A 19,352-nucleotide genomic window follows, 5' to 3' on the forward strand; every position below is an offset into this window, starting at 1 on the left:
TGCTGCTCTCCCTGTGCCCTCCCGCCGCCGCGGAGGAGACTGCCGCCCCGGTAGCCGAACTCGGCATGGTCGGCGCAGGCACGATCTACATCGAAGCGAGCGCCGTCTCACAGTCGCGCGTGCAGCGCATCGCCGACCATTTGGACCCGGTGCCGGTCATCGATGCCGTTGTGGTCGGATCGCCTCTGGTGGGCGGCAGGTACCCGACGCTCTATCTCCGGCTCCAGCAAGCAGGCCAACCGGATCGCCGAACCTTTCACCGGCACCGATGTACGGCCCCACGTCCTGGGTGGCACCATCGGCAAAGATGCTCAGCCTCACAGCTCGCCGAGGTCCGACCCCGTCCGATCACCGCAACTGAGATCAAGCACGACGAAGGGCCCCACCGCGAACGGTGGGGCCCTTCGTCGTGCTTGGTGGGGCACTGGTGTTCGTCTGGGGGTTTTCGGCGAGGGCCGGGGACGTTCTGACCTACGAGGGAGCGGGTTCTCGTGGGGGCTTCGGACGGAGTCGGACGGGGGTGAATGAGACCAAAACTGAGACCAGAGGTGGCCGCGTTGCCCCTGATCAGCGACGGTCACGAAGCGTATGAGAGGGCATTGGCGACGAGCTCCCGCGCGGAGATCAGCCGGCGTCCGTGGGTGCAGTTTTGCTACATCCATCCCCTCTCCGACGAGAGTCATCCTAAAGCTGGAAAAAACTGGGAGACCCAGGGGATATTGGCAATGCTGGGAGAGGCGGGTACTCTCGGGTGGTGCCTGAAGAACACTCCACCTCTGCTGACCTCGCCCGAGCGGTCGAGGAGCTGCAGCGCGCCCTGGCCCGCGCCCGCGGGCAGGACATCGACGCGACCCTGCTCGGTGCGGTCGACACCAGCCTCACCGAAGCCCGCAACACGGTCCGTGAACTGGCCCGTCCCGCCGGGACCGGCACCAGGATCGGTAAGGCCAGCGTGCGTAGCCAGGTCATCGAAGCGCTCACCGACCTCGGCGTGCCGACCAGCGCCGCCCTCATCGCCGCCTACCACCGCGCCGTGTTCGACTCCGAGCTGCACCCGCGCGGGCTGACCTCGCTCCGCCGCGACGAAGCCCGGACGCTGGACAGCAGGAGCTCCACCCCGGTACTGGTCGTACCGACCCTCACCCCCCAGCTCGCGCCCGCCCGCGGCCTGTTCGCCCTGTCGACCTGGCCCGGATGGCTGCGCATCACCGGCGTGTACAGCGAACGGGTCAACCACCTGCACGCCGTACGTCGGATGCTCGACTACCTGCAGAACCTGCCCGCGGCCGACGAGCAGCACCGCGCAGCGATCACCAGTGTGCTGCTGAACTTCGGGCAGAGCATCGACGGGCTCAGCTTCGCCGGCATCGACGTCGCAGCTGCCCGCGCGACCGTCGACCATCAGCTGGCCCTCATCGAGGGCAAAGACCGCGCCGACCGCGAGTCCGCCGCCGAACGTCTCGCCAAGGAGCCCGACATCACCGCGCAGTTGTTCGGCAAGAAGAGGACCCTGCGGGTCGTGGGAGGCGACAAGTGAACCATCGCGCCAACACCGGACCGGCCGTTGACCCGCGTCTCGACGCGGTCCGCGGCACTCAGAAGGCGGTCCGGCTCAACGCCCGCCGGGTCGCCGGTATCGCCGACAACCCCGGCTGCCGGCTGCGCACGGTCGCCGACCTGGCCCGCATCAGCCTCGAGAAGACCTCCGAGTCCGCTGGCGTGCCCGCCCCGTACGGTCAGTCGCCGTTCGCGATCACCCGCGGCAACGCGTTCGAGCGGCGCCTCAAACGTGACACGAACTACGACATGCTCTTCGCCGCGCTCACCCAGGCGATCGGCCTGCCACCGGAACGGTACAGCGTCGAAGATCTCGGCGAGGACGGCCCGATCGGCCTGGCCGCGGTGCAACGCCGCGCGTACACCACCGTGCAGAAACTGCGCTGGATCCTCTCCGGTGACCCCGACGCCCCCGCCCTGCTCGATCACCCGGTGCTCACCCTCGTGGTCGCCGGTGAAACCGTCTACGTCGAACCCGACGCGCTTGCGCTGGTTGCCGTCGACGGCAAGTTCGTCCTCGTCGAGATCAAGTCGTTCCCGTCGGTCGACCAGGTCATCGACAAAGCCAAAGCCGCCGCCGCAGCCCGGCAGGTCGCCGTCTACGTGCACGCGTTGCGCCAGGTCGTCGCCGATCTTGGCCACGACCCGAACGTCATCTCCACCGACGCGGTCCTGATCACCCCGGAGAACACCACCACCAGCAAAGCCGTCGGCAGCCGGCTGCCAACGGCTGACCGGCTCATCCACCTGCAGCGGCAGCTGCAGCGCATCACCAGCATCAGCAACATCCTCGACGAGCTGCCGTCCGGGTTCACCCTCGACCCGCAGGCCGCCGACCTGGTCGGCCTCGACGACGACGCCCGTCAGGACGCACTCGCCGACAAGCTGCGACAGGTCCCCTCGAACTACGTGCCGGGCTGCCGGTCCGCGTGCGGGCTCGGCGAGTTCTGCCACCTCGAAGCCGTCACCGCTGGCAACCCCGTGCTGATCGGCCCGAGCGTACGCGACGACCTCGCCGGCATTCGCGACCTGCGCCAGGCCACCCGCATTGCCGCCGGGCAGCCGCTGCCCGCTGACACCGATGCGCCCGCCGATACGTCCCTGGCGCTCCGCCGCGCCCGCCGTATCGAAGACGCTGCCCGCGCCCGCGTCGCGGCCCGCCAGGCCGGAGGAGTCGCATGAGCCTGACCGCGCTGCGCCACGCCGAAGCGTTCGATACCGGCCGGGCCGTCCCGGCCGCCGCGCTGCGGCACCTGCACGTCGAGCAGAACCCGTTCGTCGTCGCGTTCCACGTCCTCGCCGGGGAACCGTTCGCCCTGCTCGGCATCACCTGGGGCACCGAACCGGCCCGGCCCGCTGGGTACGCCGTGGTCGCCGAACCCCGCAACCGGGACCTGCGGTACGCCGGCCTGGAAGCGTTCGCGCAGGCCCTCAACGACCACGTGGCCCCCTACCTGCAGATCAGCTACGACGGCCGGGGCCAGCCGCAGGCCGCCGCCGCCCCGCAGATTGTCGTCCCGAACGCCGCTGCCGCCGACGCGCTCGTGCAGATGGCCGGCCGCGGTGTGCGCTACTCGCCCGGCGCGCCGATCGCCGCGCAGTGGGCCGCCGCGCACCTGACGTTCCTCGGCCTGGAGTACGGCCGGGCTGGGCAGGCAATGCTTGTGCCCGCGACCACCGCACTGCGCACCCACTGGGTCACCGGGCAGGCCGGCGTCGAGGACGAGAATCTCGCCGCGTTGCTCGCCTGGATCGACCCGGACCCGGCACACACCAGCCGCGCGCAGCGGATCGCCGCGATCGCCGCCGCCGAGAAACACGCCTGGGGGCCGCTGCGCGACCCTGCCGCCGACCGGGACCTCATGACCCTGGTTATCGCCCACGGCCGCGCCCGGCCCGGCCGGGCCCGCGACTTCGCCGCCCGCCGCATCATCGACGCGGTCATGCCGGAGCTGCGCCACGCCTACTCCGGCACCCACCGGGCGATGCAGCTGCTTCGCACCCTCGAACTCGCCCCCTCCGCCGCCGCCCGAGCCAGCACGGATCGCAGTAACTGGGCGTATTACGCCAAGCGGTGCACCGACGGGGTGCCGCGCTTCTCCGCCCGTGACTCTGTCGGCTGGGCACCGGTCAACGCCGCCGCACTCGAAGACGCCGCGAACGTCGTGCCCGCGCAGATGGCCTACGACGACCCGCTGGTCATGGCCGTCGCCGAGGACACCGGCGCCGCGTTCACCGGCGAAGTCGTCTACCTCGACGAGGAGAATCGCGAACGCCGCAAACGCAACCGGGTCAAGGTGCCGATGATCGTGGTACGCACCCCGGACCGGCCCGCGTACCCGCACGGCACCCGAGTCCGGTGGGCGGCACACCCGGGCATGGTCGCCGAGATCCGCTCGACCCAACCCGACCAGCGCCAGCCCGGCGACCACCCCGACGACCGGCCCTACCTCGTCGAGCTCGCCTTCCTGGCGAAGTGGCGCGCCCAGCCGCTGCCGGCCGAAGGGCAGTGCGTCACCTTCGCGACCAGTTCCCCCGAATCCTCCGGCCGGTTCGCGACCGGTCCGATCCCAAGCTCCTGGACGCACGAACGACAGGGAGTGCCCGCATGAGCAGCCCGCAGCCGCTGCTGTCGTACGCGGCCGTCGCCGCCGCCGACCTCAACAACATCCTCGGACTGCTCAACCAGCTGCCGACCGACGACTCGGCCGTCATCGTCAAAGCACCCCCGGGCGCCGGGAAATCGACGCTGGTCCGCGGGGTGGCCCGGGCGCTGGAAGCCGACGGGCTCGTCCCGATCGCGACGCAAACCAACGCCCAGGCCGATCAGCTCGTCCTGCAGCTGCACGCCGAGAACCCGACCCTGCGGGTCGCCCGCCTGTTCGCCGGTGACACCCCCGCCGACCAGATCGCCGACGCTGCGGCCATCAGCCGCGGGATGCTACTGGCCGCCAGCAAGTACGGCGACCTCGTCGACGACGGCGCCCGCATCATCGTCGCCCCGGCCGCCAAGTGGGCGCACATCCAGACCGGTGAGCCGTTCCCGTGGCTGATTGTCGACGAGTGTTTCCAGATGCGCGCCGATATGCTGCAGCGCATCGCCCCGAAAGCCCGCCGGATGCTGCTGATCGGGGACCCCGGCCAGCTGTCGCCGTTCACGGTCCTGGACACGGACCGATGGCAGGCTCTGCCGCACTCACCGATCCGCCCGGCGATGGACGTGCTCACCACCAACCGCGCGGGCCTGCCCGAATATGCGATGAGGGTGTCGTGGCGGCTGCCGCCATCCGCGGCCGGGCTCGTCGCCGACTGCTTCTACCCCGATGTGTCGTTCATCGCCGGGAGCACTCCGGCCGCGCGAACGCTGACCTTCACCCGCCCGCGCATCGGCGCGACCGTCGCCGACGACGCCCTCGAGCAGGCCGCTGCGACCGGCTGGACGTATCTGGAGCTGCCCGGCCGGCACACCGCCCGCGCGGACAGCCAGACCGCGCAGACGATCGTCGACCTGGTCATCACCGCCCTCAACCGGCAAGGCACCGTCGTCTCCGAACTCGGCCACGAACGCGACGGTCGGCTGCTGACCGCCGCCGACCTGGCCGTGGTCACCACGCACACCGCCCAGGCGAACCTCGTCGTGACCGGCCTGGAAGACGCCGGCGTTGATACCAGCGCGCTGACCATCACCACCGCGAACAAGATCCAGGGCCGCGAGTTCGCGCTCACCATCGCCTGGCACCCGCTCGCCGGGCGGGTCGACGCGACCGAGTTTCACCTCGACCCGGGCCGCATGTGCGTGATGCTGTCGCGGCACCGGCACGCCTGCGTCGTTGTCGGCCGCGCCGGGACCGCCGACATCCTGCTCGAGCACCCTGACAACACCGACCTGATCATCGGAGAGCCCGAACCGCAGGTCGACGGAGTCACCGCCCACCACCAGGTCCTCGAGCGCCTCGGCGCGCACCGCACCCCCGTGGCCGTCTGACACAAGCGCGGACCACCAGCATCAGTGGCGTGGCGGCAGTTCGCGCCGACAGTCCTCGCTCAGGTAGCAGCCCACCCAGGCCAGCCCAACCGCGAGGTCGCCATGAGCGTGAAGGTGCCGACGCTGATCGGCGACAAGCGGCCCGCCGCACCATCACGTACGGCACCCTGCCGCCCGACGTCCAGCGCCACGCCCTGCATGCCCCGGCCGGAGCCGCACCCCTTGGCTTTCACGCGATCTGCTGGGTGCCAAGGTGCACTTCGGGGCGGACCTGGCGGTGTTCGTGACGACCACGCGCTTCAGCCGTCCCTCTGAGCGGTTCGCGGTGCAGCACGGCATCCTCGCCGTGCATCGCGACCACCTCGGCTTGTGGAACCACGGAGCCTCCCTGCTCCCCCTAAGCGAGGTGAACGGCCGTGGACCAAGGAGACTCCCGGCACTCGGCACGCTGGAAGCGCGCGTACGGGAGATGACCGGCGTCGCGGGTGCGCTAGGTAGGCCGGTCATGTCGGACGTTTTGCAGGCGGCCTCAGTTAGCGCCACGCCGGTCGTGAGACCCGAGACGCCTACGCCCACGACGACGACCGTCAAGGCTCTCTGCTCAGTTCCGATGCTCACCGATTGCCCCGCTGGCGATTCCGCCAACCAGCGCGCGCATCGCCGCCTTCGGGAAGAGCAACGGCCCCCCGCTGATGTCCTTTGAGTCGCGCACTGCGGCGTGTTCGCCCACTTCCGCGACTTCCACGCAGTCGTTCGCACCCCCGCTGTACGAGCTCTTCCGCCACCGCACTTGCGCGAGATCGACGTCGTGCGGGGCAGTCGTGCTGGGCGTGCTCACTCTTCGAGCTCCTTGCTGATGCGCGCGATGCGGGTGCGGGTCTCCGACGGGTCGAGAGCGGTGCCCCTCAACTGATCGAATATGTCCGTGTAGTTGTCCACGTCTTCCGTGGACTCGAGATACACAGAGTTCTTGGGATTTTCCAGCCACACCAAGTTCGGCGTGGGATGCGGGAACGTCAGGATGACGAACGGGCCGTACAGCCCGGGGTGCGCGCCGAGCGAGAACGGCAGCAGCTGTACCGTGACGTTCGGCTGCTCGCTCGCCTCCACCAACTTCCGCGCCTGGTCGCGCATCACTTCGACGGAGCCGACCGTCCTCCGCAGCACGGCTTCGTCGAGGATTGCCCAGAACCTGGCTGGGGTCTCACCACCCAAGCGGCTGTTCTGCCGCTCCATGCGGACCCTGACCAGGGACTCGACCTGCGGCGGGGACAGGTCCTTCCTCATCTGGGAGATCACGGCACGCGCGTAGTCCTCGGTCTGGAGCAGCCCCGGCACGAGCATCGGCTGGTAGCTGGCGAGGTGCGTCGCGCCGGCCTCCAGCGCGAGGTACCCGTCGTAGTGCGTCGGGGTGAGCACCGTCGAGTACTTCCGCCACCAGGGCTTTTGCTGTTCCTTGTCCGCTCGCACGAGGTCGAGCACGTCGGCGCGCCGGTCTTCGTCCTTGACGCCGTACAGGTCCAGCAGTGCCCGGACGAGAACCGGCGTCGTGCCGCGTTCGCCGTTCTCGATCCGGCTCAGCGACCCCTGGTTGACCTCCAGTTGGTCGGCGACCGCGGTGAGGGTGAGCCCGGTCGCGTCACGTAGTTCCTTCAGCCGTGCCGCGAGCTGTCGCCGGTACACCGACTGCGGGACCAGGCTTCTCTTCAAGGCCATGGCGAAAGTCTCTCCGTACCGGCGACGCCTCTACAACCCATACGGGTCAACTTCACCAGACATATTGCCTAGTTGGTGGTTGCGTCGGCATGCTGTCAGGAGTCACGGCGCGCGTTCGTACGGGCGGGCGCCGCAGCCGACCGATGGGCGAGCATGACCACGACCTCGCTACCGGCACGCGCCTCCGCGTCGGTCCTGCACGCCGCACCAGGAGGGTGGGCCATGCCACGGACAACGCTGCTCCGGCGGCTGCTCCAGCAACGGCACCTGACGACGCACGAGGCTTTCGCCGCCCAGTACGAGCGGGCCGCCGCCCGGTTGGCAGAGCTCGACCGAGACCCCCGCCTGGCGTCCCTCCAGGTCTCTCCACGTCAGTTCGACCGCTGGTACGGCGGGGAGTTGTTGACTCTGCCCCGTCCTGACGCCTGCCGAGTTCTGGAGCACATGCTGGGCAGACCCGTGTCCCAGCTGTTCTCCACGGCGTACGACGACGACTCCGCGCACGACCGCGACGAGGAGTCGAGCACGGCCCAGCAGGCGACGAGTGCGCCTCCGCCACGAGAGGAGGACGAGAACCCACTGGACATCGTCACCCGGACCCGGCAACTCACGGCCAGCAACGCCGACGACGCGACGCTCGCCTTCCTTGACTCCTCGCTGGAGTGCATCGCCAGCCGGTACGAACAGGACGGGCCGTACATCCTCCGCCCCCAGGCCCGCCAGGTGCGGCAGCTCGCCCACACCCTCCTCGACGGCCGCCAGCCCCCACGCACGCGCCGGGACCTCTTCCGCCTCGCCGCCCGCGCCTCCGGCCTGCTCGGCTACATGGCGGTGAACACGGGCGACTTCGCGCTCTCGGAGGCGTACTGCACCGAAGCCCGGGAACTCAGCCGTGAGATCGGCGACCTGGACACCGACCTCTGGGCGTGCGGCACCCTGTCTTTCAGCCTCTACTACGCCGGCCGGTACGACGAAGCGGACGCCTGCGCCGCTGCGGCTGTCGAGCGGGCCCCGCGCCACGCCCAGTCCATCCGCCTGCTCGCCAACGGCCGGGCCCGGGCCCTCGGCAAGACCGGCGACCGGCGTGCCGTCGAGCAGGCCGTCGGACAGGCACTCCGCCTCTCCAACCTCCACGAGGTACCCGTCGGGCTGACCTCCTGCATCTCCTTCGAGCCGTACGGACGGGCAAGGACGCTGGCCAACGCCGTCACGTCACATGTGGCGCTGCGCAACACGGCCCAGGTACTGCGCGACGCCGAGCACATCGACGACCTGGTGGAGCACTCGACCTCCTCCTGGAGCCGTTCGCTCGTACGCCTCGACGTCGCCACCGCGCTGCTGCAGCAGCGCACGCCCGACATCGACCACGCGATGGCGCTGGGCCGTGAGGCCCTGCGGCTGTGCGGAGACACACCGATCAGCTCCGTCTACCAACGCTCCCGTGACCTGCATGAGCAGGCCGGGCCGTGGCGTGATCACCCGGCGGTGCGCGATTATGGCGACGAGTTCCAAACCTGGAGCTCGCAGCCAGCGGCCCTGGCCATGGCGTCATCCGCGTCGTAGGCGCCGTCGGTGTCGTCGTACTCCGGGGCAGTGTGAAGCCGAAGGAGTACGTCGGGTGCCCCTGCTCAGCGCCGATCCCGCCGCGTTCCCCGCCGAGCCCCCCGCCGACACGCACGACCCGGCGGTCACCGCGGCCCACGACTGGGCGGCGTTCAGCGCACTCGACGAGATGACCGACCACTGGGCACGCCCCGGCTGGTCGGACGGCAGCCGTGCGTACTACTGGATGCTGACCTTCCCGGACGATCAGCGGCTCGCGACTCTCGCCGGGCACTGCCAGGAGGAGCTGGCGCCCCTCGGCCTCGACCCGGTGCCGACGGACGGCTTGCACATCACCCTCGCCCGAGTCGGAACTCCCGGCGTCGTCACCCCCGGCCAGCTGGACAGCCTGGCGCGGGACGCCGAGGCGCTGCTGCCCTCCGCGTTCTCCATATGCGCCATGCCGCTGGCCGGCTCCCGAGGCGCCGTCCGCCTGTCCCTCGGTCCCTGGGAACCCCTGCTCCGGCTGCACCACGCGCTGGCCAAGGCAGGGAGCAGCGTCGGTCTGGCCCCGAAGAAGCCGACGTCCGCATTTCGGCCGCACCTGAGCCTCGCGTACAACAACCGCCGGCGCCCCGCCGCGCCCGTTGTGGAGGCGGTCTCAGGGCTTCGCGCTCTACCGGCTGTCGAACTCTCCGTGTCCGCCGTCCAGTTGGTGGAGCTCCGCCGTGAGGGGCGGACGTACCGCTGGGATGTGCGGAGGAACGTCACACTCGGGTAGCCCGCTGGCACCCAAGGCGATAACCACGACCACTTCCTTGCCGATCGCGGTCGGCCGGACGGACCATGCGGAGGCCAACTCCCCGACGAGCAGCAGTCCGAGACCACTGCCCGTCAACTCCTCCACCGACTCCTCCACGGAGCGTGCCCGGACCCTGGAGACATTTCGTCCCGCGTCATGGACCCGCACTACCGCCACGTTCCGGTAGACCTCCACGCACATGCAGTCCGGTCCGCCGGCTGTGTGCCTGAGCGCGTTGCCCACGAGCTCCGAGGTGATCAGAACGGCGTCGTCGACCCGCTCCGGCGCGGCATGGCCCTCGAGGAGCTTTCGTACGTGTCTGCGCGCGAGGCCCGAAGGCTCGGTGCAATAGGCCAGCTTCACCCAATGACGCCGTACCGGCGTCCGCCCGCAGAGGTGCTCTTCGTCCACCGCGTCCATCGCCGCTTCTCGTTTCCGCTTGGCACTGGACCGATCAGCCTCGCTGCGGCGGAGCCGCAGCGGTACGCCGCGGCTCCGCCGCTTCGCGCGCCGCTGGACGGCGGACGAACGGCGTGCTGACGGCGTACCGCCGCCGACTGCCCCCGACGAGGCTCTTCGTCGAGGCGCCGGTCCTTGGCGTCTCGGCTCACCTGGCTGGAGGTAACGCGGAATGAGCAGCAGTGCGAGGCAGACCGCACCACACGAGGTGCCCCCGGGCACGCGCCTGGTGCTGTACGCCTGTCTGCCCGCGTCACTCGGTGAGGCCGCCGACCACAGCGTGGCCAGCGCACGACGGTACGTTGCCGATGCCGGCTGGGAGGCGGTCGAGACGTACGTCGACCGGGCGGCACCGTTCGAAAGCCGCGCCCTGTGCGAGGGCTGGCACAACGCTCTGGCCGCGGTCGAGCAGGGGAAGGCGGCCGGGATCGTCACCCCTCTGCTCGTGATGCTGGGGCATCTGGAGGAGGACAGGGCCAACCTCGCTGCCTGGCAGGCTCGGACCGGAGCGCTGATCACGACGCCGTGGGCGGTCGTCGATGCCGTCGGCTCCGCGGGCGCCCGGAGGTCGGCGGCGTGATGGCCCGGAGGCGGCAACGGCCGCTCGTGCGGCTGCTCGACCAGGTCGGATGGGTGCTGCGGCATCCGGCGACATACGTCGGTCGGTTCGGCTTCGGCACCTTCCAGGTGCTGTTCCTGCCCGTCCTGGTGACCGGCACAACGTTGACCACGCTCTACGCGGGCCAGTTCCGGTAGCCCCGGCCCGTGTCCTCGACCCCCCTCTCCGGATGCTCCGAATCCATGTCCCCCACGGAATCCGATCAACCGGAGAGGGGCCGCACCCAAGGTGCGAATGGAGAAACCCGGCCCTGCGGCAATCCATACGCAGGCCGGGCGGCACGACGAACCGTTCGGAACCTTCCGACAGAAGAGGAAGTGCGATGACCGCAACCATGCTCAGCCCGATCATGATGGCCACCATCGGGGCGTCCGCTGCGGCGGCCGCCCCCGAGGCGCCCGCCGACCCGTTCGACGTCGACCTGACCATCGTCACGGAGATCGGCGCCGACCTGCTCCCCAAGGCGTGCGGCACCGGTGACGGGTGCGCGGCCTCCTGCGCCTCGTCCTGCGCCAGCGCCGTCTGACGACGGCCCGTGCACGGGGTCGGGGGCGCTGCCGCCCCCGACCCCGCTCGTTCACAGCACTGACGGCGGAGGCATGGGGATGGGAAGCGACGAAAAGCTCTACCAGCACACAGGCGCGGCGCTGCTCCGGGCCGCCGCGATGCCGCTGACGGGTCTGCCGACATGGTGGCCTGATTCGTCCGACACGGAGGCGTGCGGCAAGTGGCTGAAGCAGGTGTGGGCCGATGCGCGGTTCGCCGACGCCGTACGGCAGGCAAGCGGCGATCTCGCCTCTCGGGTCGACGCGATCTGCGCTGGGCAGCCGACACGCTCCAAGCAGGTCCGGCGCGCCGCCATGGCCACCGTCCGCTACTTGTTGCGCGCCACCGGGCGACCGACCCCGTTCGGCCTCTTCGCGGGAGTCACTGCGGCCAGCGTGGGTTCGACGCCACACGTGAGGTGGGGAGATGCACACCAGGCCGTGGCGCGGGTGGATACCGAGTGGCTGGACGACGTCATCGTCCGCTTGGAGGCGTGCCCGGCCCTGCTGGAGCGCCTGGATCTCGTCCTGAACAACCTGTCGGCGCGCCGCGGCGGACGCCTTCACGTTCCCCACGGCGGACCGATGGGCGCCACCATCCGGCGCACCAGCGCGGTACGCGTGATCGAGGACCTGGCACGCCGGCCGGTCCACTTCGCCGCCCTCGCTGAGCAGTTGGCCGCCTCCTTCCCCCGAACCGAGCCGCAGAACATCCGCACACTGCTCGGTGTGCTGGTGCGCGAGAAGTTCCTGATCACCAGTTTGCGCGCGCCGATGACCAACACCGATCCGCTGTCCCACCTGATCGAGCGGCTGCACGACGCGGACGCGGGCACGATGCCGGAAGTCGCGCAGGTTCTGCACGAGCTGGAAGCGGTGCAACGCGCCGTACACGAGCACAACCGGCGCCCGGCGAGCGCGCAAGGGCTGGCTCGGGAGGAACTCACGGGTCGATTGCGTCGGCTCTCCGACGCGGGCCGAAGCCCCTTGGCCGTCGACCTGAGACTGGACGTCGAGGTACGGATCCCCGAGAGCGTCGCGCAGGAGATGGAGAGGGCTGCCGATGCCCTACTGCGGCTCACGCGCCGACCGGCGGGCCAGGGTGTGTGGAAGGAGTACCAGGTCGCGTTCTGGGAGCGGTATGGCACCGGCACGCTCGTGCCGGTGAAGGAGGTCGTCGACCCGGCGTCCGGGCTCGGCTATCCAGCCGAGTACCCCGGCAGCCGCATGACCGCTCCACCCACGACAGTCTCCGAGCGGGACGAGCGGCTGCTGGCCCTGGCCTGGCAGGCACTGGCTGACGGCAGCAGGGAGATCGTCCTCACCGACGACCTGATCGACCGCCTGGCCGGCGATGCGCCGACCGGGCAGGAGGCACCGCCCCACGTGGAGATGTGCGCGCGCCTGCACGCCGACAGCCTGTCTGCCCTGGAGGACGGGGACTTCACGCTCACGGTGACACCGGCCCGTGCCGCGGGCACGCTCACGTCCCGGTTCACTCCGGTCGCCACCGGCACGGGACTCGACGAGGTCTACCGTCAAGTTCCCACGGGCGTCGAGAACGCGCTGACCGCGCAGCTCTCCTTCCCGCCGCTGTACCCGCACACAGAGAACGTCGCCCGCATCCCCGCTTATCTTCCACACGTGATCCCGTTGGGCGAGCACCGCAGCCCGGATGACACCGCGCCGACGGTCATCGACGTCGACGACCTCGCGGTGACGGCCACGCACACCCGGCTGTACCTGGTCAGCATCTCCCGCCGTCGCTTGGTGGACCCGCAGGTCTTCCACGCCATGGCCCTGGACAAGCAACCCCCGCCCCTGGCCAGGTTCCTGGCGCACCTGACCCGCTCCTTCGACCCTGCCTGGACCAGCTTCGACTGGGGGCCGCACGGCGCACGGTTGCCGTTCCTGCCGCGCGTCCGCTACGGGCGCGTAATCCTGTCTCCCAGTCGCTGGAACCTGACCGCCGACGACCTTCCAAGCCGCGGCGCGGACATGCGGGAGTGGACCGACGCCCTCGGCCGGTGGCGGAAGCGGTGGCACTGCCACGGTGCCGTCGAGCTGCGGGAGGACGACCGGACAACTCGGCTCCAACTCGACGTGCCCGCACACGCCACCGTCCTACGCGCCCACCTGGACCGGGAAGACCATGCCGTGCTGACGGAGGCGCCGGCCGAGGAGACCTACGGCTGGATCGGCCGCCACGTCCACGAGATCGCCCTGCCGATGACCAGCACCCGCCGACCGATACCCGACCCGCTCTCCGGCTTCCTCCCCGTGCTCACCAACAGCACCCTCGGCCCGGTACCGGGGGCGGTACAGGCACCCTGGCTGAACGCCAAGATCTACAGCCACCCCGATCAGCTCGATGAGCTGATCGGCACCCACCTTGCGGGCCTCGTTGCCCAACTCCCGGGCACACCCGAGTGGTGGTTCGTCCGCTACCGCACCCCGCACGACCGCGACCACCTGCGCCTACGCATCCGCACGCGCAGCCCCGGGCAGTACGCCGCCTGCACTGAGCTCGTCGCCGGATGGGCCACCGGGCTGCGCCGAGAGGGACTCAGCAGCAGGCTAGTGTTCGACACGTACACCCCCGAGATCGGCCGTTACGGTGCAGGCGCCGCCATGCGCTGTGCCGAGGCGGTGTTCACGGCCGACTCGGCCTACGCCCTCACAGCCTTGCAGGGCCCCGGAGTCGACGGCGTCGGCGGACGTGCGCTGGCCGCGGTCGGCATGGTGGACATCGCCTGCGGCTTGCTCGGCCCCGACGAGGGCATGCGGTGGCTGGCGAACCGGCCCGCGCCTCCGGCTCGCGTCGAGCGAGGCGTCAGCGACCGAGCCATCGAACTCGTTCGCCGCACTACGCCTCATGCCCGGGGCTGGGGCGACGAGCTTGCCCAAGCGTGGCACCGTCGCGCCGTAGCCCTGGCGCTGTATCGCGAGGGCCTCGCCGAGAGCATGGACCTCGACTCCGTCCTGGAATCCTTGCTGCACATGCACCACAACCGCCTGCGTGGCCTGGACCGGGAGGACGAGAGGATCTGCCGCCGCCTTGCCCGTCAGTCCGCCGTTGCATGGGCCGCCTGGCCGGGGGAGAGCCGCTGATGAACTACGACGCGCCGCCCACACCCACCGGGCCCGGCTGGGGCCAGTCGCTGTACTCCGGCGCGGCGGGAGTCGCCCTGCTGCACGCAGTCAGGGCCCACACCGGCGAAGACGACAAGGACGCGCTCCGGCCATGGGCCGCCGCAATGCTCAAGGGCCCGATCCAGGCCGCCCCCGAAGCATGCGGTCTGTACGAGGGCGCCCCGGCCGTCGCGTACGTCCTCAGCTTCACGCACACGAACACCGCCACTCGCGCCCTGGCGACCCTGGACACACACCTCGCCGACGTCACACGCCAACGACTCCAGCGGGCACACGCCCGCATCGATCACGGCGAGTTGCCCACCCTGGGTGAGTACGACCTCATCAGCGGACTGACCGGGCTGGGCGTGTACCACCTGCACCGCGGCCACAAGACGGAGCTTCAGGACGTCCTCGCCTACCTGGTGCGGCTGACGGAACCGATCACCATCGAAGCGCAACGTCTGCCCGGCTGGTGGACGGGAGACAGCCCCGATCTGCGACCGACGCCGCGATGGCCCGGCGGACACGGCAACTTCGGCCTCGCCCACGGCATCACCGGACCGCTTGCGCTGCTGGCCACAGCCCTGCGACACGGCCACACTGTGCCCGGACAAACGCAAGCCATCACCCGGATCTGCGACTGGCTCGACCGGTGGCGCAACGGCACCGGCTCGCGCGCCTGGTGGCCGGACCTGATCACCCGAGACGAACACCGACGCGGCGAACTCCAGCGCCCAGGACCGAGGCGCCCGTCCTGGTGCTACGGCATCCCCGGCATCGCCCGCGCCCAGCAACTCGCCGGCCTCGCCCTCGGCGACCGTGACCGGCAACGGCAAGCCGAGCAGGCCCTGGCCGGATGTCTGGCCGACGATCAGCAGCTCGCCCAGCTCACCGACGCATCCCTCTGCCACGGTTGGGCGGGGCTCATACAGACCGTTGCCCGTGCCGCCGCCGACGCCCTCGACGACGGACTCGCGTCGCATGTACGCCGCCTGAACGTCTGGCTCAACAAGCACCTGGACCACCACGGACTGCCGGACGGCGTCGGCCTGATGGACGGCACGGCAGGTATCCACCTGGTCCGTCTCACCGACCCCGTCAACACGGCGATCACCGCCCCCTGGGACGGCTGCCTGCTCCTGACAGGGTGACGCCGCGAACCGCATCCGCACACCAGAACAAATGAGAACGATCTACCCCTGCCGTACGCACAGCCGGGCACCTTCCGAAAGGACGCGATGAACACCACCACTGGCGCCTCCCCCGAGGACCTGCGCAACCGCCTGGTCGACGCCATCCTCAAAGAGGGCCTTTCCGGCCTCCGCGACGCACGCGTCGAGACCGCTATGCGGACCGTACCCCGCCACGCCTTCCTCCCCGGCGCACCCATCGAGGAGGCGTACGCCAACAAGAGCGTGACGATCAAGGAGAACCCCGACGAGGACGCACTCCCGCTGAGCTGCGCCTCCCAGCCCGACGTCGTGCACTTCATGCTGGTCCAGCTCGCCGTCCGCGAAGGCGACAACGTCTTCGAGATCGGGGCCGGCACTGGCTACAACGCCGCCCTGCTCAAGCACCTCACCGGGAAGTCCGGACAGGTCACCACATGCGACATCGACCCCGACGTGACCGCCTACGCCCGCCGGACGCTGGACGCCTACGGATACGAAGACGTTCGCGTCGTCACGAGGGACGGCGCCCTCGGCGCCCCGGAGTTCAGCCCGTACGACCGAATGATCGCCACGGTCGGCATGTGGGACCTGCCCGGCGCCTGGTGGGACCAGCTCGCCGTCGGCGGACGCCTCGTGGTCCCACTGCGGTGGCGCGGGCTCTCCAGGGCCGTGGCCTTCCAACGCGAGGAGGGGCGGATGCGGTCCGACTCCGTCAAGATGTGCGGCTTCCTCCCGGTGATCGGCCAGGACGGAGAGCGGAACGACTACATCGACGACGACCGGCTCGTCAGGCTCTACTGGGACGAGGACCAGTCCATCGCCCCGGAACTCCTTCGCGACGCGCTCACCCGACCGAAGTCGGTCGTCTGGACCGATGTGACGGTCGGCCCCGTCGAGTCGTTCGACGGCGTCTGGCTGCGGTTGAGCGCCACCGAGCGAGTGACCTGCCGCATCACCGCGAAGCCCGCTGCGGTGGCGGCCGGCCTCCACCGGCCCGCCTCACCTGCCCTGAGCCCCGCCCTCGTCGAGGGGGTCTCAATCGCGTACCTCACCCTGGAGCGGACCGCGGAAGACCCCGAGACAGAACCCCGGTTCCGGCTGGGAGCCGTCGGCTATGGCCCGGACGGCGCCGATCTCGCCGAGCGGATCTGCGCACAGATCCGCGCCTGGAGCCCGGCCCGAACCGCCGAACCCGTGGTCACGGCGTACCCTGCGGACGCACCAGACAGTGACCTCGCCGACGGAGCCGTGATCGACCGCCCTTCCGTGCGGCTCGTCATCGCCTACTGACCTGGGTAGACATGCGAGCTCACCAATCTCGTGGTCGTCTAACCGGCACAGGACGCCTCCTGGACATCACTAGGTCGGGGCGCGGATTACTGCACAAGCTGACGCTTGCCTGTGGCTCCGAATCGGTCGACCACCATGAAGGCAGTGCCCAGCTCGTTAAGAGTTAGTTCCAGACGCCACAACGCGACCTCGCCGTCGTCGGTATAGGGACGCAGCCCGGAAAACCGGCCCTGTTTCCAATCGCTGTACTTCTCCGAATAAAAGGTGATCTCGCTGTCCCAAACGCGGCATTCGGTGTCGTACTGGTCCCAGTCGGCTTCGTCGTAGGTCTCCTCGTGGAGACCGACTTCGGCCCAGGCGAACAGTGTCGGTACGACATCGGCGTAGCTGGAGAGTCCTAGCATGATGGGCCAGCTCGCGAGCTCGGTGGGCGGTTGGCCGTCCTCGTTGTCGACGCCGAGGATGATCTCGCCTCGCCCAGAGGTCTTGTTGACCCATTCCTCGATGTCGATGACGAGGCGCTCGCCAGCTGCGAGTCGCTCCATCCACGGCCGGGCCAGCTGCAGATCACGGATGCGTAGTACATATGGGTCGCCCTCGGCGGCCTCACGCAACACCGAAGCAGCTTCCTTGTCAAGGATCTGGTTGCGGGGAACGAGCAGCTTCCAACCGCCCCGGCGGGATCTTTGCAAAGTCTCGCGGTTGACGAGTTGCCAGTAGCAGACCTGGATCTTCGGCTCGTAAAGGACCACTACGACCGGCAGGGAATGGTTGAGCCAGTACTGGACGTGTTCGGCATCAGGCCGGAACCACCAGCCGCCTTGAGTGGTCTCCTTGAACCAGCTCTCGCCGCTCTTGATCTGCAGCGCGAGCAGCCTACCCAGCACCTCTTCCGTGTCCACGATTTCGACGTGGGCGTCGATCCCGTAGTCCTCGGTCGGCTGCTCTCGAAACAGCCACCCCAGCTCATCCTGGACAGCGAGCTGGGTGTGAGTGACTCCTTCGCTGCCGACCTTGGCAGCAGGAATTCGACGCATCATGACCGCCATTATTCGCTGCCCTCGGCGCAACCTGTGGTTGTGCCTGGTGTCTCACGCGGTGTCCCGGCTACGTAGCCTCCCGGTCGTATCCGAATCTTCGGATCTGACGGCACCGCTGCGCAGTGTGGTCCGCTACCACTACGGGTGAGCCGGGCAGGCTGGCGGGCGACGCTTCCGGCGGAGCGGGCGAAGGGCGCTCGTCCTCGCACCCCCGAGCGTGTACGTCGTCCAAGCTGGCCTCGGCAGTTGTTGAGACCGGCGGGCGCGTGGGGGAATCGAGCACCAACGTCCCGGCGGTAGGCGACAGACCGACAGCGCCTACCTCCGGCACCGTCAGTGGCCTCGGACCTGTTTTGCCACCCCAGTGGTGTTGTATCGGTACCGGGCCATCTCCTCGGTCACTCCGTAGTGCTCGGCGATCTGCGCCGGCCCCCACTGGCGGCGGACTGCGCCGAGCAGCAGGGGGCGGGGAAGCATGAGTGTTCCGCCAAAGGCAGTGGCTTGTTCTTCCTCGTCGGGGCGGCAGGTCCTGAAGGGCATGCCATTGACTTCGCGGATCTCGGTGAGGTCATGCTCCAGGACGAGGTGGGAGAGCTCGTGGGCCACGTCGCTGGCCCTGCGCCCCGGGGTTCGGAGCGGGTTGGTGACGACGATGTTCCTGCCGGAGACCTGGAAGGTCGCGGCGGAGAAGGCGTACGCCTGGACTCGTTCGAGTTCTTCGAGGCGTGTGTGGCTGACGAGCTTCTCGGCGCTGACAATCTTGACCTTGAGGTGGTCGGCGAGGTCGTCGACGTTCAGGGCATCGGTGTCGCTGAGATCGAGTTCGCGGCGAAGTCGGAGGGCTTCGCGTTCGGCGTTGGCCTTGAAGCCTCGGGGGAGGGTCACAGTTCGCCTGCTTCGACGAGTCGTTCGAGTTCGGTGTTCATGTCGGTGAGCAGGTCGGCGAGCCGCTGGGGGACGCCAGGACGCAGCACCGAGGCAGCCCGGAGGTGGCAGGCAAGGGCGGGTACGGCGGGGACCGCCTCCTTCGCGAGGGCGTCGTAGAGGTCGCGCAGAACAGAGCTGATCTTGTTCGCCGCATCGTCGGTGAGCCGAGGGTCTGCGTGGAGGTGGGTGATGGCCTCGTCGAGTGGTGAGGTCTGGCGGGTGGCGGTCGGGGTGAAGAAGCGGCTCGGGGAGACGCGCAGCCAGGCGCAGAGGCGGGTGAAGGTGGCGAGGTCGGGCTGGGCGCCGGCTTCGACCCGGGTGAGGGTGCTGAAGCTGACGCCGGCTTCGACGGCGGCCTGCCGGAGAGAGAGGGGGCCGCGGTGTTCCTTCAGGAGGCGTCCGAGTTCGGCGATGTCGAACTGTTCGACAGCGTCCGGTCCTGGCGTTTCGGGGTCCGGGAGGGGGAGCTGGCTCCGGTCGGGGCTCATACGGGCAGCGTAGCGCGCAGCAATACGGCGATGAAGCTTGACTGCATCGACCCGAGGTGATCACACTGGACTCAC

The 19,352-nt window shown here is 69.6% G+C and carries 19 protein-coding genes; 12 read left to right on the forward strand and 7 right to left on the reverse strand.

Annotation, left to right across the window (positions count from 1 at the left end; translation table 11 throughout):
* The first annotated feature begins 754 nt into the window (after positions 1-754).
* The 4 genes from OG440_RS19300 to OG440_RS19315 are packed head-to-tail and all read left to right on the forward strand — an operon-like array spanning position 755 to position 5,542.
* Positions 755-1,537, forward strand: a complete 783-nt coding sequence (locus OG440_RS19300) for a hypothetical protein (RefSeq protein ID WP_406008057.1) — start codon at positions 755-757, stop codon at positions 1,535-1,537.
* Positions 1,534-2,739: a hypothetical protein gene (locus tag OG440_RS19305; protein WP_406008058.1), complete on the forward strand. Its 1,206-nt coding sequence runs from the start codon at positions 1,534-1,536 to the stop codon at positions 2,737-2,739. The genes OG440_RS19300 and OG440_RS19305 overlap by 4 nt, the downstream gene beginning before the upstream one ends.
* Positions 2,736-4,169 (forward strand): hypothetical protein, encoded by a 1,434-nt coding sequence (locus tag OG440_RS19310; RefSeq protein ID WP_406008059.1) that lies wholly within the window; start codon positions 2,736-2,738, stop codon positions 4,167-4,169. Before OG440_RS19305 ends, OG440_RS19310 begins: the two co-directional genes overlap by 4 nt.
* A complete protein-coding gene (locus OG440_RS19315; RefSeq protein WP_406008060.1) occupies positions 4,166-5,542 on the forward strand; it encodes an AAA family ATPase in 1,377 nt (458 codons plus the stop codon). The genes OG440_RS19310 and OG440_RS19315 overlap by 4 nt, the downstream gene beginning before the upstream one ends.
* Before the next feature lie 229 nt (positions 5,543-5,771).
* Here OG440_RS19315 and OG440_RS19320 read toward each other — a convergent pair whose 3' ends face one another.
* The 3 genes from OG440_RS19320 to OG440_RS19330 all read right to left on the reverse strand — a co-directional run bounded on the left by OG440_RS19320 (position 5,772) and on the right by OG440_RS19330 (position 7,258).
* Complete coding sequence (locus OG440_RS19320) at positions 5,772-5,921, reverse strand: hypothetical protein (protein ID WP_406008061.1); 150 nt, start codon at positions 5,919-5,921, stop codon at positions 5,772-5,774.
* Between the two features lie 222 nt (positions 5,922-6,143).
* Positions 6,144-6,380 carry a DUF397 domain-containing protein gene (locus OG440_RS19325; protein WP_406008062.1) on the reverse strand — a complete coding sequence of 79 codons (237 nt, stop codon included), beginning with the start codon at positions 6,378-6,380 and terminating at the stop codon, positions 6,144-6,146.
* A complete protein-coding gene (locus tag OG440_RS19330; protein ID WP_406008063.1) occupies positions 6,377-7,258 on the reverse strand; it encodes a helix-turn-helix domain-containing protein in 882 nt (293 codons plus the stop codon). The genes OG440_RS19325 and OG440_RS19330 overlap by 4 nt, the downstream gene beginning before the upstream one ends.
* A 222-nt stretch (positions 7,259-7,480) precedes the next feature.
* Between OG440_RS19330 and OG440_RS19335 the strand changes: the two genes are divergently transcribed.
* Entirely contained in the window at positions 7,481-8,821 is a 1,341-nt protein-coding gene (locus OG440_RS19335) for a hypothetical protein (protein WP_406008064.1), read from the forward strand.
* A 55-nt stretch (positions 8,822-8,876) separates the two neighbouring features.
* Positions 8,877-9,581: a 2'-5' RNA ligase family protein gene (locus OG440_RS19340; RefSeq protein ID WP_406008065.1), complete on the forward strand. Its 705-nt coding sequence runs from the start codon at positions 8,877-8,879 to the stop codon at positions 9,579-9,581.
* Here OG440_RS19340 and OG440_RS19345 read toward each other — a convergent pair.
* Positions 9,477-10,022 carry an ATP-binding protein gene (locus tag OG440_RS19345; protein ID WP_406008066.1) on the reverse strand — a complete coding sequence of 182 codons (546 nt, stop codon included), beginning with the start codon at positions 10,020-10,022 and terminating at the stop codon, positions 9,477-9,479. The two genes, OG440_RS19340 and OG440_RS19345, sit on opposite strands and share 105 nt — an antisense overlap.
* A 211-nt stretch (positions 10,023-10,233) precedes the next feature.
* Here OG440_RS19345 and OG440_RS19350 point away from each other — a divergent pair, with 211 nt between their 5' ends.
* From OG440_RS19350 to fxlM, 6 genes are all read left to right on the forward strand, one after another.
* Positions 10,234-10,641 carry a hypothetical protein gene (locus tag OG440_RS19350; protein WP_406008067.1) on the forward strand — a complete coding sequence of 136 codons (408 nt, stop codon included), beginning with the start codon at positions 10,234-10,236 and terminating at the stop codon, positions 10,639-10,641.
* Positions 10,638-10,817 (forward strand): hypothetical protein, encoded by a 180-nt coding sequence (locus OG440_RS19355; protein WP_406011574.1) that lies wholly within the window; start codon positions 10,638-10,640, stop codon positions 10,815-10,817. Before OG440_RS19350 ends, OG440_RS19355 begins: the two co-directional genes overlap by 4 nt.
* Before the next feature lie 185 nt (positions 10,818-11,002).
* On the forward strand, positions 11,003-11,206 hold the full coding sequence (fxlA, locus tag OG440_RS19360) for an FxLD family lanthipeptide (RefSeq protein ID WP_405526454.1): 204 nt from the start codon (positions 11,003-11,005) through the stop codon (positions 11,204-11,206).
* Positions 11,207-11,285: 79 nt separating this feature from the next.
* Complete coding sequence (locus OG440_RS19365) at positions 11,286-14,336, forward strand: lantibiotic dehydratase (protein WP_406008068.1); 3,051 nt, start codon at positions 11,286-11,288, stop codon at positions 14,334-14,336.
* On the forward strand, positions 14,336-15,511 hold the full coding sequence (locus tag OG440_RS19370) for a lanthionine synthetase C family protein (RefSeq protein WP_406008069.1): 1,176 nt from the start codon (positions 14,336-14,338) through the stop codon (positions 15,509-15,511). The genes OG440_RS19365 and OG440_RS19370 overlap by 1 nt, the downstream gene beginning before the upstream one ends.
* An 87-nt stretch (positions 15,512-15,598) precedes the next feature.
* Positions 15,599-16,822, forward strand: coding sequence for a methyltransferase, FxLD system (fxlM, locus tag OG440_RS19375; RefSeq protein ID WP_406008070.1), 1,224 nt, complete (start codon positions 15,599-15,601; stop codon positions 16,820-16,822).
* An 86-nt stretch (positions 16,823-16,908) separates the two neighbouring features.
* On the opposite strand, the gene OG440_RS19380 is transcribed toward fxlM, so the two are convergent.
* From OG440_RS19380 to OG440_RS19390, 3 genes are all read right to left on the reverse strand, one after another.
* A complete protein-coding gene (locus OG440_RS19380; protein WP_406008071.1) occupies positions 16,909-17,862 on the reverse strand; it encodes a DUF4365 domain-containing protein in 954 nt (317 codons plus the stop codon).
* A gap of 333 nt (positions 17,863-18,195) precedes the next feature.
* Positions 18,196-18,747, reverse strand: a complete 552-nt coding sequence (locus OG440_RS19385) for an ImmA/IrrE family metallo-endopeptidase (RefSeq protein WP_406008072.1) — start codon at positions 18,745-18,747, stop codon at positions 18,196-18,198.
* Positions 18,744-19,277, reverse strand: a complete 534-nt coding sequence (locus OG440_RS19390) for a helix-turn-helix domain-containing protein (protein ID WP_406008073.1) — start codon at positions 19,275-19,277, stop codon at positions 18,744-18,746. Before OG440_RS19390 ends, OG440_RS19385 begins: the two co-directional genes overlap by 4 nt.
* Between the last annotated feature and the right edge of the window lie 75 nt (positions 19,278-19,352).

It is taken from the genome of Streptomyces sp. NBC_00637 (assembly GCF_045161545.1).
Classification (GTDB): Bacteria; Actinomycetota; Actinomycetes; order Streptomycetales; family Streptomycetaceae; genus Streptomyces.

Coding starts and splice junctions, on each gene's coding strand:
- OG440_RS19310 (WP_406008059.1), top strand. CDS start 2,736: ATGAGCCTGACCGCGCTGCGCCACGCCGAAGCGTTCGATACCGGCCGG.
- OG440_RS19315 (WP_406008060.1), top strand. CDS start 4,166: ATGAGCAGCCCGCAGCCGCTGCTGTCGTACGCGGCCGTCGCCGCCGCC.
- OG440_RS19330 (WP_406008063.1), bottom strand. CDS start 7,258: ATGGCCTTGAAGAGAAGCCTGGTCCCGCAGTCGGTGTACCGGCGACAG.
- OG440_RS19335 (WP_406008064.1), top strand. CDS start 7,481: ATGCCACGGACAACGCTGCTCCGGCGGCTGCTCCAGCAACGGCACCTG.
- OG440_RS19345 (WP_406008066.1), bottom strand. CDS start 10,022: ATGGACGCGGTGGACGAAGAGCACCTCTGCGGGCGGACGCCGGTACGG.
- OG440_RS19350 (WP_406008067.1), top strand. CDS start 10,234: ATGAGCAGCAGTGCGAGGCAGACCGCACCACACGAGGTGCCCCCGGGC.
- fxlA (WP_405526454.1), top strand. CDS start 11,003: ATGACCGCAACCATGCTCAGCCCGATCATGATGGCCACCATCGGGGCG.
- OG440_RS19365 (WP_406008068.1), top strand. CDS start 11,286: ATGGGAAGCGACGAAAAGCTCTACCAGCACACAGGCGCGGCGCTGCTC.
- OG440_RS19370 (WP_406008069.1), top strand. CDS start 14,336: ATGAACTACGACGCGCCGCCCACACCCACCGGGCCCGGCTGGGGCCAG.
- fxlM (WP_406008070.1), top strand. CDS start 15,599: ATGAACACCACCACTGGCGCCTCCCCCGAGGACCTGCGCAACCGCCTG.
- OG440_RS19380 (WP_406008071.1), bottom strand. CDS start 17,862: ATGATGCGTCGAATTCCTGCTGCCAAGGTCGGCAGCGAAGGAGTCACT.
- OG440_RS19390 (WP_406008073.1), bottom strand. CDS start 19,277: ATGAGCCCCGACCGGAGCCAGCTCCCCCTCCCGGACCCCGAAACGCCA.